Origin of the sequence: Oscillatoria salina IIICB1 (genome assembly GCF_020144665.1) — a bacterium.
Classification (GTDB): domain Bacteria; phylum Cyanobacteriota; class Cyanobacteriia; order Cyanobacteriales; family SIO1D9; genus IIICB1.
This window is the reverse complement of sequence record NZ_JAAHBQ010000050.1, coordinates 38,069-54,973: the sequence shown is the minus strand read 5'-3', so window position 1 is coordinate 54,973 and position 16,905 is coordinate 38,069. Positions and strand designations below refer to the sequence as shown.

Here is a 16,905-nt window from a genome sequence, read left to right as displayed (position 1 = left end):
CAAGACATCATTAAAAGCAATTTCAGCAAATGCTCCTAAGATTTGACCATTTTCAATACTAGGATTAATTGTTGATAATGGTTGTGCAAACTTGGTACCATCTTGACGAATAAATTCAACTTTTTCTGGAGCTTCCAAGTCACCGTAGGTAAAGTTGATAAAGAGAGGAATGTCGGGAACGATATTTGCTTTCTCGACAAAAAAGTCAAAGAGAAATTCGGCTTTGTGAAATCTTAAACCTGGTTTATACCCTTTTGACAAAGCAACATCAGTAAAGCGCGAACCCTCAGTTCCATTATTAATAAAACCGCTACCTGTAACCGCAGTATTGTCTTTCTCTTCCATTGAACGATAATCGAAATTGTCTCCGCTATTACGTGCAACATAACCATCTCTGTTGCGGTCTGGGAGAAAGTCACCAAAACCGAGTACACCTACTCCATCCACATTTACTGGGTCGCCCTTTGTATTATAATATCCTGCACCGTCACCATAACCAAAACCATCCACATCTCCAATCCGAATTTGCGTAAAAGATGCAGCTTCGGCTGAGGAAACAAAGATTACTGTTCCTGAAGCAACAATTGCTAGTTTTACTGTTGTCATTGACAATTTATTGAGCTTCTTCATAGAACTGTTTCTCCTGAAAAAATATGGGTAGTTCTATCAAGTCCTCGGATTTTCAAGGTAGTTTTTGTGCAAATCTCACCCAAGTTTTACATTTGTTTACAAAGAGAGCGACAGATAGATAGATTAAGTCTAGTAATTTACCATAAAACAGTTTAACCCGCTCCGCGTCTATGCCCGTGTAGCCGCGACTTTAGGGGTATTTGGAATTGATGTTCTAGAGGACACGAAACACTAAAAGATTTAATAGAAATGAAGGAAATGTCTGGACACAACTTGGTATAACATCTGTAACATTTTCTTCTTCGTTTCAATTTACGTCATCCTGAGTGTCCAAGATCCTTCGCGAAGCGAAGGATGACATTTTTCCACACGTACTGTAATATCGGCGTAGCCATCGACTTGCAAGGACACTATCTCTGGACGCAACTTGGTATTAGTCGGTACTCATACCTAATTCAAATTTGTGTCTATTTAACGACTAAATTTCAATTCCTTTGCTGTACCATCATCAACAAAACGCTTCTCACCAACACCAACTAACTCAACGATAACTTCGCGCTTTGGTGGTAGCCAATTTCCGATTCTTTTTTCTACCTCAAAAATAACTTCTTTTGACTCTTCTCGGACGCGATATGTAGTCTGACAAAAAGCACCTTGTTGATAATCGAAGCTATCACCATCATCTTCGTAAAGGGTAAACTCTCCTGCACCTGGATACACGCGCAAAGTTAACTCTTCTACTGGATATCGATCGACGTATTGCATGACAGGTTGCAGAGGAATAATCGCACCACCACAAGCAAAAAGCGGCATTTTGGTTAAGGGTGCGTCGGCTAAAATATGCTTTCCTCCGGTGAATTCTTCCCCACTCCACCAGTCGTACCATTTTCCTGCGGGTAAATAGACTGCGCGACATTCGACTCCGGGACGATATACTGGTGCAGCCATGATGTTTGCACCTAATAAGATTTGATCGTGAAGTTGAGATACGTTCTTGTCAGCAGGATATTGATAAACTAAGGGACGTAAAATTGGCGCACCTTTGCTTGCTGCTTCCCAAAACAAGTTATAAATGTAAGGTAGGAGACGATAGCGCAGTTGGATGTATTCGCGACAAATGTTTTCTGTCTCGGTTCCAAAATGCCAAGGTTCTTGTTGATTTGTAGACATGGCTGAGTGCGATCGCATTAACGGATAAAGCATTCCTACTTGTATCCAGCGCGCAAATAGTTCTGCGGTTGCATTCTCCGCAAATCCACCAATATCTGCACCGACGAAACCCACTCCCGATAAACCGAGGTTACACAACATTGGTAAGGACATTTCAAGATATTCCCACAAGGAAAAGTTATCTCCAGTCCAAACTGCTGAGTAACGTTGAATACCTGCATAACCCGAACGAGTTAACAAAAACGATCGCCGATTGGGACGCACTTTTTTTAACCCTTCGTATGTCGCTTCTGCCATCATTAAGCCATACAAATTATGCGTTTCCCCATGGTTGGTTCTTGCTTCTTCTGAACCTTGGGGTGTATCGAGAGGAAAGAAGATTTTCTCCCCACCATCACCAAAAGGACGGTTAGCGATCGAAGGTTCATTCATATCATTCCAAATACCTGCAATGCCGATTTCTGTTAAGCTTTGATGCCACTCTCCCCACCATTCTTGAACTTCGGGACGCATAAAGTCGGGGAAAACTGCTTTATCGGGCCAAACGTAGCCATAAAATAATTCTCCGTCTGGTTTTCTAACAAAATAATCGTGAGCTAATCCTTCGTCAAATATTTCATAGTCTGCTTCTGGTTCGTATTTAACTCCAGGATCGATAATTGTTACTACATTAAAGCCTTGTTCTTGGAGTTCCTGCAACATTTGTTTGGGTTCGGGAAAGCGTTTGGGACTCCAAGTAAAGACTCGATATCCTCTCATATAATCGATGTCTAAATGAATAACATCGCAAGGGATTTCACGCTGACGAAATTCTCTGGCTAATTCTTTAACTACTGTTTCGGATTCGTAACTCCAACGACACTGATGATAACCTAATGCCCATTTTGGTGGTAACGGCATTCTTCCTGTTAGTTGAGTGTAGGTTTCGAGGATTTTTGCTGGTGTGGAACCGTGAATAAGGTAATAATCTAATTCGGTTGTTTTACTTTGTATTTGTATTACTTCTGGTTGGGTACAGCCAAGATCGAATTGACTCCAATAAGTGCTGTTCAATAATAATCCGTAACTGACTTCCGGACGTACTGCCATGTAAAAGGGAATTGCTTGATACATCGGATCGGTCTGAGATGTATAATCAAGAGCATCTGTAGTCCACATGGTGTGTTTTTGCCCTAGTCGATCGAGTAATCCGGGTGGTTCTCCTAAGCCGTAAATGTGTTCGTTTGACTCAATTTTTTTCCATATAGAAATTTCTCCTTCGCGCCAACCCATTCTGTCTGAGGTGTCGCCAGCAAAGGGGCGATTGTCTTTATCAAAATATTCAATTTTGACTGGTTCGCGCTGAATTTGGACGCGCATTTCGGCGGTGATTATTGTTAGATCGCTTGCGGTTTCTTGGATTTTAAATTCGACGGGCGACCATTCTTCATCTGCTACTGTTACTGCCCAAGGACGACGGGGTTTTAGTTCTCCTTTGGGGGCGAGACGTACTCTGATTAAGTTATTAGCTAATACTCTGATTGTTAGTAGTTCGCCGTTATTACATTTACAGTCTATTCCTTGTTTGACTTTGCTGTAGGTTTTGATGCTTTTGGCTGTTGTCCAGAGGGTTTCTGCTACTGGCAGTTGTCCGAAATATTGGGGCATATTTTGCTTATCGGTTTACAGGTTAAGAGATTTGTTTCTTTTTGTTTAAGTTTTCTTGAGGTAACTGTTGCTTTTCTTTTTGGGAAGAGGTATACTTGCTTTATAATGGGAATCTGACTGTAAAAACTTAAATGCTCAGATTTTCATTATCAAAAGAACTATCTAAATAATATAGCAAAATCTTAAATTTGGTCAAGCTCAATTTGCAAAGTTTGGGCGACAAATATTGCTTTTTTTGAGAAAAAGATTTATACTTGCTTTATAATGGGAATCTGACTGTAAAAACTTAAATGCTCAGATTTTCATTATGAAAAGAACTATCTAAATAGTATAGCAAAATCTTAAATTTGGTCAAGCTCAATTTGCAAAGTTTGGGCGACAAATATTGCTTTTTTTGAGAAAAAGATTTATACTTGCTTTATAATGGGAATCTGACTGTAAAAACTTAAATGCTCAGATTTTCATTATGAAAAGAACTATCTAAATAATATAGCAAAATCTTGAATTAGTCAAGCTCAATCCGCAAAGTTTGCACCCCATCTTCCACAGTAACTTCAACAACTTGAATCGGCTTTTGTTGAGGCATAACACTAATTTCGCCACCACTTTCGAGACGAGCAAGTTTCACTTGTTGAAAGTCATCAAGTTTAGCCTTTAAGCGCAAAGCAGCTTCTAAATCAGCATGAGTAAGATGACTTTGACGAAGAGTTTGTTGACGAATTTGACCATCACGAATGAGGATGCGCGAATGACCTTTAAGCAAATTATCAAAACGAGGGAAATAAAACGCGATCGCGGCGAACAAGCGATGAATTCCCACCAAAACCACAGCCGCAGCCAAAGTCTGAAAAAAAGGCGCACCGCCATTAATAGCGCGACTGAGAGTAGACCCCAAAATGACGGTTAAGAGAACATCCATTGCTGCGTGTTTGCCGAGAAAACGGCGATCGCCACCAACGCGAATCATAATAATAATTGCTACATAAATAACCGCCGCCCGCAAGCCCATTTGCCAATAAGTCAGTTTAACAGCCTCAAGTCCCAAAGCCCAATTTATAGCATCCCAAACCGACTTCACGATCCAACTTCCTCCTCAGACATAAGTGTAAAAAAAGTCACCTCTGGCGGACAATTAAAACGAATGGGAAGATCGCTAAAACCAATCCCCCGATTAACATAAAGTTGATTACCAGATGCGCCATAATCTTCCGCCCAACCATCAATATGTTCTAACTTTTCCCGCTTCAAAGTAACCCACGACCATTCAGGTGTAAAAGGAACGCGAATTTGTCCTCCATGAGTATGTCCAGCAATAGCCAAAGGTGCCGTATTAGCAGGGAAAGCAGCAAAGGAATTAGGATTGTGCATCATCACAATTCGCGGACTGGTTTCGGGAAGATCAGCCAAAGCTTTTTCTGGTTGACTATTTTCAGCTAAATAAGCCCCAACACCAACTAAATAAAGAGGCGCAGAATTAGCTTGATTAGTATTTTCTGGCGGCGGAAGTAGAATAGCTTCATTTTGCAAAACATCCACGCCAATTTCGGCTAATGCGGCTTCTAAATTAGCAGCTAAATCTTCTTTAGGTTGGGAATTTAACTGTCTCATACCATAATCGTGATTGCCGAGTACAGCATAAGTAGGAATACCCGCTTTTGTCAGAGGACGAAGCAAATTTACAGCACGATTTATTTCTTTTTCCGGATTGGGAGTAGCATGATAAATAAAATCACCACTTATTAACACCGCCGCCGGATTTTCCTCAATCAAGTCATCAACAATGCGGCGAATAGTAGGATCGTTATCCCACCACATTCCTAATTGAAAATCGGAGATTTGCGCCACTCGTTCGCCAGACCAAATTTCCGGCAAATTAGGAATTGTGGCAATTTCTTCTTCTGTGTCGATAACGTAAGGTTCAATCAAGCCCCAACCTAGCAAAAAAACAACTAATCCGAAGAATACCCAAATCAAATATCTAAACTTTTTCATCACTTAAATTAATGCAACACAGCCTCATTAATCATCGTTTCATCATCTAAATGGCTAGCGCGATTAGTAGTTTTGCTAGAAGCGATCGCGTCCCAAGTCCAACCGTCATTTTCAATCAACGCTAGTAACAGTCGTCGCCGTCTTGTCACCTTCTGCGTTGCTTGACGAAACTCCTCATCCGTAACCGTAGGAATTCCAGCCAGCCGCAACCGATGAAGATCCGGAAGAGGTGGATGGCGATCGCTAGGTTTGAGATAAGCTGATTTAAGAGTATTTAAATAAGCAGCGCTAGCTCGACGCGCCGAATTCAAGGCAGACTTATCCGGATGGTACGATTTTTTTACACCATACTCCATCAGAGTCATCGCCTCATCGAGAGCGACTAAACTCAAAATAATTGATTGCGATCGCTCCAAATTATGGAAATAATGAAGTACAGGATAGTTAAAATGAGCTTCTCCCTGTTGACTCAACATCGGCGCTAAAGCAAACAAATGTTGGTCAAACTGTCCAAAATCTTGACCATTCCAAGCCCTAATCAAGATTTCATCACCAGTACCGCCAAGGGAAGAAATATATACTGCTAATTGACGTTGATTAGTAGCGGCGGAAACCACAGGTAACAAATAAGCAAACGTCAGCGTCACCAAAAAGAAACCATTTGCCGAACAAATTGCCGTAGCTAACTGCCAAATCGTACCATTAGGTTGATAATCTCCTAATCCCAAAGTTGAAAGCGTAAAACCAGTAAAATAAATCCTTTCCGTAAGACTAGCAGGAATTTTATCGCTACCATTAATTACTGCCGAATTCTCAGCGCAGAAAAACAACGTCCATCCTAGCCAAGTAAGTGCAAACCATAGTAGCGCGATCGCCACTAAAATACTCCACCCAGTAAACAATAACAGTCGGTGGTTAGAACGCCAATTGTGAATTTTTAGGGCAATCTTCCACAGCCAACAAGACAATCTGCTAGTTATCGGACCACCGCCACCTAACGTTAAAGTAGTAATCAGCACATCAAAGCTGACAATAGCGATCGTTAACAGTCCGAGAACAACTAGCAGTGTTTGCATCCAGCAACTTACTTTTTTCCACGTCTGTTGCAGGATAGATCAAGCGAAGTTAGAAAATCCTGTATCGGGAGGGATATCTTGCCAGCGTCCATTTCCCACTGCTTTTACTGCTTCCGATAGAGAGATATCGCCAGTATACAAGGCGCGACCGATAATTACACCATTTACGCCGACAGGTTCCAGGGCGAGTAAACTTAAAACATCGCTAAGTGAACTAACGCCCCCAGAAGCAATAACCGGAATCTCAATTTTCGTGGCTAATTCTCGTAAAGCTTCCGTATTTACACCTTCGAGAGTACCATCGCGCAGAATATCGGTGTAAATAATCGCGGCTGCCCCTAATTCTGCCATTTGTTGCGCGAGTTCGGTAGCTGTTACTTCGGAAGTTTCTAGCCAACCTTTGGTAGCTACTTTACCATTACGAGCGTCAATGCCGACGATAATTTTACCAGGAAACTCTTGACAAAACTCTTTCACCAGTTGGGGTTGTTCCACTGCAACTGTACCCACGATCGCCCAACGTACACCCAAATCGAAAAGTTGGGCTATACTGGTGCGATCGCGTAAACCACCACCTACCTCTACCGGAATGGAAACTGAATTGACGATTGCGGCGATCGCCTCGTGATTAACTGGTTTACCTTGTTTCGCCCCATCTAAATCTACCACGTGGAGTCTCGTTGCGCCTTCTTGTTCCCAACGCTTTGCTACTTCCACTGGGTTGTCACTAAACACCTGCGACAGCGTATAATCTCCTTGATACAAGCGCACGCAGCGTCCTTCTAATAAATCTATTGCTGGAATTACTTCCATTCTTGATTTTCTCCTTTGTTTTTAATTGCGATGCCAGGGCTAATCTTGTTCTTTTTCGATTATTTTAAATTAAATTCGTCTTTACTATACCAATTATTTATCTCGCGCAAAGGCGCAAAGAAAGGCGCAAATAATTTTTTGGCGATCGGATATAATTGTTAGATTGAGTTTTTCGGAATAGTTAAACTGATGGATAAGCCTTTAATTGCTATTTATCAACTCAAGAATGTGCAAAATCCGCGTATTCCTGGTTATTTTGTTCTTAGTACCGCACCAATTAATGTGGAAGGGGATAAACTGGCTTCGCGTCGTCAAAATAATTTGGCACAACAACAGCAAAATCTTCAACAGCTTGCGGATCTTATTTATCAAAAAGTTATTACGGAAATTCACAAGCCTGCTGATTTTATTGAGTTGGTGATTTCTATTCATGGTTTTAGCAATAGTCGCCCAAAATCAATTAAAAGATTTGCGGAAATTCATGAATATGTTAATAGTGATAATAGCCGTCAATTTGTGGAAAAGGCTAATAAGTTGATTTATGTCGGTTATCGTTGGTCTTCGGAATCACTTACTGATGGCAATCTCAAGGATTTGTTTGGTAAGATTTATACGGCTGTCACTGCGCTTCCTAGTTTGGCAAAAACAATATTTTGGGTAGGGTTTGTGGGGATTATTTTTCTTTATTTGCCTCAATTAAGGGAATTGGCTTTTGCGAGTCAATGGGGAATAATTTTAAGTTTGGTAATTTTGCTGTTAATGCTTGGTTTCTTTGCAATTATTACCTTGTTTTTGATGAGATTATCTGGCTATTTTCGCGATCGGTATCGGGCAGATAATTTTGGCGTTCCCGATTTGGTGGAATTTATCCGCCAATTGGATAAATTATTGATGAGTAAAGCTAAGGAAAATTATTTAGATGAAGTTAGCTTAATTCCTAAAGTTACTAAGTTACTAATGTCTCAAGTTAAGGAATATTTGTATGCAGTAGAGAATTTGGCGATCGCGGATTCTCTCCTCGAAATAATTAGCAACAAAGTTATTAAAGATTATTGCTTGGAAAGTACGGTAAAAAACACAACTGTCGAATCTTTATTACTTACTAATAATTTTAATCTTTCCAGGTCGGAATTAGAAACAATTATTAATCTGGCTAATAAAATTTTAATTCAAGAAACTAACTCTGAATTAGCTAATTTGCGCGATGGTGCAAGAGAAATATTAGAAAATAAAGCAAAAAGATTTTGGCGCGAAAATAACCGAATAAAGTTATCATTTATCGGTCATAGTATGGGAGGAGAAGTCGTCACTAATGTAGTCAGAATTCTCTCAGATATCTTCGACTTACGTTCCGTAGGAAACTTGGGAACAGGTGATAAATTACCTAGTGCAGATATTGGCAAAGTTTTTCGCTTGGGACGTTTAGTTTTAGTTGCACCTGATATTCCTATTAATACGATTATTTCTGGGAGAGCAAACTTTCTTGCTTCATCTTTGCGTCGCTTTGAAGAAACTTATTTATTCAGTAATGAAGCAGATATTGCTTTAAGATTAGCCTCCACAGTTGCTAATTATTTCTCTTTTCCAGCCCGCACTCGCACCAGTGGTTATCGTCTCGGTAATTTAGGGATTAGAAATAGTTTACCTTATGGAATTGTCAATTTAGAGCAAGTTAGTCAGGAAAATAATAGTAAGTTTTCTTTTAATAACTTGTTTATTGATTCTTTTAATATTCGCAAATCTTTAGAAAATTTCCAAGTTAAATATTTTAGTAATCTTGGTAGTGGTGGAGAAAATATTGCCGAACTTTTTACCTTTTTTGACTGTACAAATTACCGGGATTATACGCTTAAATCAAACCACAAAAACCAACAAATTTTAAGCTTCAAAAAGTGGTTTTGGGAACCAAAATTAGTTTATTATCTACGTTTAATAATTGCCAACGGACTCGAAAAATGCGATACCCATAGCGGCTTTTTTGCTGGCGAATTTAGCCGTCAAGCTATTTATCGCCTAGCTTTTTTAGGTTTTGGTAGTTTTTTAGATTCTTTAAGCGTAAAACCCATTAACGAACTAATCAATGAAGTCAACTTAGCAGAAATAGATACCAAACTCAAAGATTGTGAAAAAAAATGTTTAGCTTTGCAGAAAAAAGGTTCTTTAGCAGTACAAACAGAATTAATTTATTGGCAAAAAGAACTTGCCAAATTAGAAGCACAACTAACAAAAATTAAACAAGAAAAGCAAGAATTTCGTCAAGCAGCTTTAACAGAACTTAACCAAGTTAGTTGTCAAAAAAAGATTCAAATTATTCTCGGTCAAGAACGATATCAAGTAGATGTATTAGGATTAGAATGGGAGCAAGTAAGAAGAAAAATGTTAACTTCTAACTAGGGAGATCGCACAGCTAATTATCTGCATCAAATCATTAAATTGTTCCAACTTAAAGAGTGCATAATTTTAGCTGTGTCGCACCATTATTAAAAAACGAAAATCAAGGCTTTAATTCAGCTAAAATAGTAAAGCTAACGTGATTAATTGCCAACTCACCAATAGAAACCTTTTCCTTATCAACAGGTACTCCCTGACTAATCAGCTTTTCAAAAGAAACACCTTTAGCCATTTCTGCATGATACCAAGCAAGACCCATAAAAAAGCGAGTGGGATAAGGGCCACCTTCAGAGATATCATCAGGATTAGATTCCATCGGCAACCAACCAATTCCCGGAACATAAAATTCCATCCAAACATGGTTAAAATCTGGTTCGAGAGGAAGCCCACGTAAATGAGGTTGAGCCGGACATTTGTAGCGTCCCACAGTGCGACAAGCAATCCCATTAAGTCGGGAAAGTGCGAGTAAAATACCTAAATATTCGCCACAGGAACCAACCCCCCTTTCTAGTGCCACATCCGGAGTATCAATATAAGGTTTAATCCCATAAGAAAGACGGTCATAAACATAGTTACGAATGCTATACATTTTCCGCAACAAATTAGTTTCCGTTCCCACAGCTTCCTGAGCCGCATCGATAATAATCGGGCTATCCATTGCCAAATCATCATCATCGACTAAATAGCGTTCTTGATAATTAGGAGAAAGCTCCGGAGGATATTCACAATCACCAGGAGTAACTTGATATTTAATACTCCAAACTTCTAAAAGTGCCTTCCAGCCAAAAATCAAACGATCTTGAGAAGAGAGAGTATCAAACTTAAACACCGCCACGCGCTGTCCATCTTCAACTTCCTCAGTAAAAGGCAAACCCACAAATTCAATTTTTTTCACCTTTTGGCGATCGGTTTCGGCGGGTAAAGCAATCCGCCATTCAAGTGCTTTTAGTTCTATATCTTCGAGAGGAGAAATTTCTTCAACATAAGACATTTCGACCAAATAGCCATTAGAAAGAGCATAATGCTTTTCACGATTGTAGTGAAAATAGAGAGGGTGAACAAAAGTGCGATCGCGGTATTGTAATTCATGATTGGGATCGGCATTAGGGTTATCGCGAATATAAGGTTCCGAGAAAGCATAAGACACATAAAGTATCTCCTCCCCCGTTTCCGGGTGAGGATAAAAAGCTAGCCCCGTGGGATTTTCAAACGGAGTCAGGACACTAAAGAGTAACTTACCCGTCGCGCGATCGAGACAGTAAACAGTTTGTTCGGTAGCATCACAAATCCAGAGTTCCTCACCCTTAACAGTAATATTCTCAATACCAATACCAGGAGCATAAAGGCGAGTAATTTCTCTCCCAGTTTCCTGACTAAAAATCAAAATCGAGCCGTACTGCTCGCAAGTAACATAAATTGTTTTGTCCAAAACAGCCACTCCATTAGCCTCATAAGGTAAAGTAACGAAGTGCTGAGGTGTAATCTCTCCATTGAGGGAAGTAAAATAAACACTCTCGTACTTAGTAAACCAGAGAGTATCTCCTGAAATTGCCAAACCCTTAGCATCTCGAAACTCTAACCAATGCTGAGGATTCAAAATTTTAGTTTCGTCGGTGCGAGGATCGATTTGCAACAAATAACCATTAGTTGAGTCAATCGCGAGTAACTCATTTCCTCGGAAGGAAATACCGTGAATTGCAGCCGCAGCAATGGGTCGGATTGTTCTCAGACTAATCTGGTTTTGAGGAGAAAAAGAAGTGGCTGAATCGGGAATCATACTTGTCTTAATTGAAGTTAAATAAACAAAAGTAGTTGAAAAAACTTTTCAGTCTACAGAGTAGCTGCTTTCGCTAAAATCGCAAGTAGCCATCCAACCCCTTAACTTACCAAAAGAGAAACATCAGGCAATGCTCTTTGTGAACCTTACTCAGTCAGATAGTAACTCGCTATAGGCAGAAGTTAAAGTCTCACGTGGCAGATCGACAAGGCGATCGCTGTGTAAAAGTCGGAACTATTCTGTGGTTTCTGCCATCATAAATACATAAACAATCGAGTTCTCACTAGGAGAACAATACGATCGTGGCATCTTTCAAACGCTCTCTAGATAAAATCTTCGTCATTGGACTTTTAGCTACCGGACTGTTAATGCCTGCTCTAGGTAAACTACAGGCGCAGTCTTTACCAAAGTCCATTTCTAACCAATTGCCCACTGAATGGAAATTTGACCCTCCTGAAAGAGGTAAACCTGAAGGACGCGAAGGTGGGGCAACTCGAGGTCCTTGTATCAAAAACAACCAACAGTTACAAGTTTTAGGTCCAGATCAAGGAGCCATAACTGCTTCTGGATATCCTAGCTTTTTTTGGTATCTGCCAGAAACTAATTCAGATGATGTAGTCGAAGTAGAATTCTTACTCGAAGATGAAACTGGCAATGAGGTATACAAAACTCAATACCAAATCGGTTCTGCTGATGGGGTAGGCGAAAATCCGCATGGAATTATGCGTCTTGACTTGCCATCCTTGACTGATGCGAATCCGTTAGCGATGGCGCAAAGATATCGCTGGGAAGTTAGTCTCGCTTGCGGTGAAGGCTTTAACAAACAAACACTGCAATGGGATCGAAGTTATGTTTATCGCGATCCTCAAAAGCAAAGCATTGCTAACCTGATCGAAGAGGAAAATTCCCTCGAAGAACGAATAGTTCGCTATGCTGAAGCTGGATTGTGGCCCGAAACCTTAGCAAGTCTTTACGAAGCACGTCTGCAAGAACCGAATAATCCTGACTTTAAACAAGCTTGGACGAAATTACTCAACTCGGTTGGCTTGCAGAATATTTCTCAATATGAGTTTGCTAGTGATACTGCTACTCGCTCTGAGCTTGTTCCCTCTTCTGAGTAAGAGTAATTAAGGCAGGTTGAGCAGTAGCACCGAGTATTTTTTTACTAAACTGAGGATTATGAGTCGAACCATGTGCCGTTATCTCAAACTGTCTTCAGCCTTTTCTGTTAGATTGGCTCTAATGGTAGCTGTCGGCAGTGTGATTATTAATCAACCACTGTCTGTTGTTGCTCAGAATATACCAGAACGCTGGCAGGCTCAGGAATACCAACCGCCAGGAAATATCGGGACTCCTACGAGTCTCGATCGAGGGGGTACTCGTGGTGGTCGCCTGACTTCTCCAACTGCGATCGATCGGCCGATTGCTTTGGTTCCGACGACGAGCAATCAGTTTGGGGTAACGGTTAATCCCTATCCCAGCTTTTTAATTTATCTTCCTTCTAGCTCTAATTCTCAGGCAATTCAGGAAGTTGAGTTTCGTCTGGAAGATGGCGATACGGGAGAAGAAATTTATACCTCCACGTTCAAAAAATCTGCTACTTCTGGTATTGTGACGATCGCTCTCCCCGCCGAAGCTGGTTTGTTACCTTTGGAAGTAAATAAACTTTATCATTGGTCGCTGGCGATCGTTGATGATTTGCAGGAAACCAAGGGAGAGACTAATGGTTGGATTAAACGAGTCGAACTCAAGTCACCTTTGTCGCTTCAACTGCAACAAGCTTCACCTCAAGAGCAGGCAAGGTTGTATGCAGAAGCCGAAATTTGGTACGATTCTCTAGCTAAGTTAGCTCAGATTTACCGATCTCGCCCCGATGATTTAGCCTTGGCGAGTGATTGGGAAAAGTTGTTGACATCTGCTGGTTTGGAGGAGCTTGTTCAAGCTTCTCTGGTTCGTAGTTCCCTCACTTCGGCTCATAAGTGATTGGGGACTGGTGTTTTCACTTAGCAGTTATCAGTAATCAGTAATCAGTTATCAGTCAGGATTGTCAAGAGAAGAAATTGAGCAAGGTGAAATTAGAATAACTGGGGATTAGGGATTAAAGATTGGGGATTGGGAGACAAGGGAGAGGGGGTTTTCAGTGAACAGTGAACAGTGAACAGTGAACAGTGAACAGTTATCAGTTGTAAGTTATCAGTTATCCATAGAGATTGGAGACTAGGGAGACAAGGGATTGGGGGAGAGGGAGAAGACAAGCAGGAGGGGGAGACAAGAGGAATTAGGGAATAAACTGTTAACTGGTCACTGATAACTGATGAGCCTTTGTATATCACAGATGTAACTAAAAGTCAATAATTACGCTCGCGATCCCGGTCAGGTTTTAAGATCTAAGATCAATGTATCTTCAGCAAAAAAATTTCCTGTGACTCAATCTACTTCCCCTGATTCTACTCCCGCAGAAATACGTCCCTGGCACTCCCAATCAGTTGAGTCAACATTACAACAGCTAGAGAGTAACCCCCAAACCGGTTTAACCTCAGCCGAGGTTGAACGGCGGTTGCAGCGTTACGGTGCTAATGAACTGCAAGAAACGGGTGGACGCTCTTCTTGGCAAATTCTACTCGATCAGTTTAACAATATCATGTTGTTAATGCTGATCGCTGTAGCGATTATTTCCGGGATTTTGGATTTAATTGAACTACAAAATGGCGGTGGTGCAGAAGGAGGAATTCCCTTTAAAGACACGATCGCCATTCTGTTAATCGTCATTCTCAATGGCGTTTTAGGTTATCTTCAGGAAAGCCGTGCAGAAAAAGCTTTAGCCGCTTTAAAACAACTTTCCTCACCGAAAGTACGCGTAGTTAGGGACTCGCAAACCATTGAAGTTGATGCGGCAACAATAGTACCCGGAGATATTGTCCTTTTGGAAGCGGGAGTACAACCAGCAGCCGACGGACAATTAATTGAAGCAGCTAACCTGCAAATCAGAGAAGCAGCTTTAACCGGAGAAGCAGCAGCAGTAAGCAAACAAGCGCAAGTAGAATTAAGCCCAGAAACAGCCCTCGGCGATCGCGTCAATCTAGTTTTCTGCGGTACGGAAGTGGTACAGGGACGAGGAAAAATGGTCGTAACTGCCACAGGAATGCACACAGAACTGGGTAAAATCGCCGAAATGCTGCAAGCAGTGGAAAGCGAAGATACGCCGCTACAGAAGCGAATGACCCAACTAGCGAACGTTTTAGTTACGGGTTCGCTAATTTTAGTCGTCATTGTCATCGTGGGTGGTGTAATTCAAAGCGGAGGCTTTAGTCGCTTGCGCCAACTAATTGAAGTATCCTTAAGTATGGCTGTAGCCGTAGTTCCTGAAGGATTACCAGCAGTAATTACTGTAACTCTGGCGATCGGTACACAACGCATGGTTAAGCGTCAAGCTTTAATCCGGAAACTCCCCGCAGTAGAAACTCTGGGAAGCGTGAATACCATTTGTTCGGATAAAACCGGAACCTTGACCCAAAATAAAATGGTAGTTCAAGAAGTAATTACCGTTAGTAACACTTTACAGGTGACAGGGGAAGGATATACTCCCGAAGGCGAATTTCTCAACCCAGAAAACCAACCAGTAGCAGTCAAAGAAACACCAGAAGTAGAAAAATTACTGCTAGCCAACGTAATTTGTAACGATGCCATTTTGCAACAGGAAGACAACGGTGAATGGACAATTTTAGGCGACCCCACCGAAGGTGCATTACTTTCCCTAGCAGGAAAAGCAGGATTAGAACAAAAGACTTTACAAAGTAAGTATCCTCGCTTAGGAGAATTTCCTTTTTCCTCAGAACGCAAGCGAATGAGCGTTATTTGTCCGGTGGACACCAAAGAAACCGAGTCAAAGAAATATTGGTTATTTAGCAAAGGTTCGCCAGAATTAATTTTAGAGCGCTGCGAGACATATCAAGAAGGCGAAGCAATAATTCCCCTCACCCCAGAAATGCGCGATCGCATCCTCGAAAATAACGACCAAATGGCTAGTCGTGGTTTGCGCGTCCTCGGATTTGCCTACAAAACCATCAAGCAAATTCCCGACGCCACCGAAGCCGAAACCAATGAAAAAGAATTAACTTGGTTAGGATTAGTCGGAATGCTCGACGCACCCCGCCCCGAAGTAAAATTAGCAGTAGCCAAATGTCGTGCAGCCGGAATTCGACCAGTATTAATTACCGGAGATCATCAACTCACCGCCGTCGCGATCGCGCAACAATTAGGAATCACCGATGGTAATAGTCATGTCCTCACAGGTGTACACTTATCTCAGTTATCTCAAAGCGAACTCGAACAACAAGTAGACGATGTAACTATTTACGCCCGCGTCTCTCCAGAACACAAACTGCGAATTGTTCAAGCTTTGAAGAAACAAGGCAAATTTGTCGCTATGACAGGAGACGGTGTTAACGACGCACCCGCACTCAAACAAGCTGATATTGGTATCGCAATGGGTATTACAGGTACAGATGTCTCTAAAGAAGCTAGCGACATGGTATTACTAGACGATAACTTTGCCACGATTGTCGCCGCTACCGAAGAAGGTAGAGTCGTTTACGCCAATATTCGTCGGTTTATCAAATACATTCTCGGAAGTAACGTTGGTGAAGTCTTAACCATTGCGGCTGCACCCTTACTCGGACTTCCCGACGTTCCCCTAACCCCCCTACAAATTCTCTGGATGAACCTTGTCACCGACGGTTTACCAGCCCTCGCATTAGCCGTCGAACCCGCCGAACCTAACGTCATGCGTCGTCCTCCCTTTAATCCCCAAGAAAGCATTTTTGCTAGAGGTTTAGGCTTTTATATTGTTCGGATTGGGATAATTTTTTCGATTACCACGATCGCTTTAATGGCATGGGCATTTTATTATTCTCAAGGAGAAGGTAATCCCGAACGTTGGAAAACAATGGTCTTTACCACCCTTTGCATCGGTCAAATGGGACACGCGATCGCCGTTCGCTCTAATAATAAACTAGCGATCGAAATGAATCCTTTGGGTAATAAGTTTTTACTTGCTGCGGTAGTCGTGACGACTCTGTTGCAATTACTCTTGGTTTATGTGCCATTTTTACGGAATTTCTTCGATACAGAGTTTCTCAGCCCCCTCGAACTTTTGATTTGTTTAGGTTTTAGTACCTTAATCTTTGTTTGGGTGGAGTTAGAAAAGTTATTCATTCGCTGGTACAAATCTCGCAAGTGATTGGTGATTGGGGACTGGTGACTGGGGACTGGGGAGGTGGTGACTGGGGATTGGGGACTGGGGAGGTGGTGACTGGGGATTGGGGACTGGGGAGGTGGTGACTGGGGATTGGGGACTGGTGACTGGTGACTGGTGACTGGGGACTGGTGAGTGGTGACTGGGGACTGGGA

11 protein-coding genes are annotated in these 16,905 nt (G+C 41.5%); 4 read left to right on the top strand and 7 right to left on the bottom strand.

Annotated elements, in window-relative coordinates:
- The 6 genes from G3T18_RS15785 to hisA form a co-directional block, all read right to left on the bottom strand.
- Nucleotides 1–606 (bottom strand): hypothetical protein (locus tag G3T18_RS15785; protein ID WP_224411530.1); only part of this gene is annotated, 606 nt, incomplete at its 3' end.
- Nucleotides 607–1,101: 495 nt separating this feature from the next.
- Nucleotides 1,102–3,447 carry a glycoside hydrolase family 31 protein gene (locus tag G3T18_RS15780; RefSeq protein ID WP_224411529.1) on the bottom strand — a complete coding sequence of 782 codons (2,346 nt, stop codon included), beginning with the start codon at nucleotides 3,445–3,447 and terminating at the stop codon, nucleotides 1,102–1,104.
- 505 nt (nucleotides 3,448–3,952) lie between these two features.
- Entirely contained in the window at nucleotides 3,953–4,525 is a 573-nt protein-coding gene (locus G3T18_RS15775; RefSeq protein ID WP_224411528.1) for a DUF421 domain-containing protein, read from the bottom strand.
- Nucleotides 4,522–5,439: a metallophosphoesterase gene (locus G3T18_RS15770; protein ID WP_224411527.1), complete on the bottom strand. Its 918-nt coding sequence runs from the start codon at nucleotides 5,437–5,439 to the stop codon at nucleotides 4,522–4,524. Before G3T18_RS15770 ends, G3T18_RS15775 begins: the two co-directional genes overlap by 4 nt.
- 8 nt (nucleotides 5,440–5,447) lie before the next feature.
- A complete protein-coding gene (locus G3T18_RS15765; RefSeq protein WP_224411526.1) occupies nucleotides 5,448–6,515 on the bottom strand; it encodes an ion channel in 1,068 nt (355 codons plus the stop codon).
- A 39-nt stretch (nucleotides 6,516–6,554) separates the two neighbouring features.
- Nucleotides 6,555–7,328, bottom strand: coding sequence for a 1-(5-phosphoribosyl)-5-[(5-phosphoribosylamino)methylideneamino]imidazole-4-carboxamide isomerase (hisA, locus tag G3T18_RS15760; RefSeq protein ID WP_224411525.1), 774 nt, complete (start codon nucleotides 7,326–7,328; stop codon nucleotides 6,555–6,557).
- Nucleotides 7,329–7,517: 189 nt separating this feature from the next.
- Here hisA and G3T18_RS15755 point away from each other — a divergent pair, with 189 nt between their 5' ends.
- On the top strand, nucleotides 7,518–9,722 hold the full coding sequence (locus tag G3T18_RS15755; RefSeq protein ID WP_224411524.1) for an alpha/beta hydrolase: 2,205 nt from the start codon (nucleotides 7,518–7,520) through the stop codon (nucleotides 9,720–9,722).
- 100 nt (nucleotides 9,723–9,822) lie between these two features.
- On the opposite strand, the gene G3T18_RS15750 is transcribed toward G3T18_RS15755, so the two are convergent.
- The gene (locus G3T18_RS15750) at nucleotides 9,823–11,496 is read right to left on the bottom strand and encodes a transglutaminase-like domain-containing protein (RefSeq protein ID WP_224411523.1); all 1,674 of its coding nucleotides are present in this window, start codon (nucleotides 11,494–11,496) and stop codon (nucleotides 9,823–9,825) included.
- 302 nt (nucleotides 11,497–11,798) lie between these two features.
- Here G3T18_RS15750 and G3T18_RS15745 point away from each other — a divergent pair, with 302 nt between their 5' ends.
- The 3 genes from G3T18_RS15745 (at nucleotide 11,799) to G3T18_RS15735 (ending at nucleotide 16,735) form a co-directional block, all read left to right on the top strand.
- Nucleotides 11,799–12,617 (top strand): DUF928 domain-containing protein, encoded by an 819-nt coding sequence (locus G3T18_RS15745; RefSeq protein ID WP_224411522.1) that lies wholly within the window; start codon nucleotides 11,799–11,801, stop codon nucleotides 12,615–12,617.
- 58 nt (nucleotides 12,618–12,675) lie between these two features.
- Nucleotides 12,676–13,479 (top strand): DUF928 domain-containing protein, encoded by an 804-nt coding sequence (locus tag G3T18_RS15740; protein WP_224411521.1) that lies wholly within the window; start codon nucleotides 12,676–12,678, stop codon nucleotides 13,477–13,479.
- 439 nt (nucleotides 13,480–13,918) lie between these two features.
- Nucleotides 13,919–16,735 carry a cation-translocating P-type ATPase gene (locus G3T18_RS15735; protein WP_224411520.1) on the top strand — a complete coding sequence of 939 codons (2,817 nt, stop codon included), beginning with the start codon at nucleotides 13,919–13,921 and terminating at the stop codon, nucleotides 16,733–16,735.
- Nucleotides 16,736–16,905 lie beyond the last annotated feature (170 nt).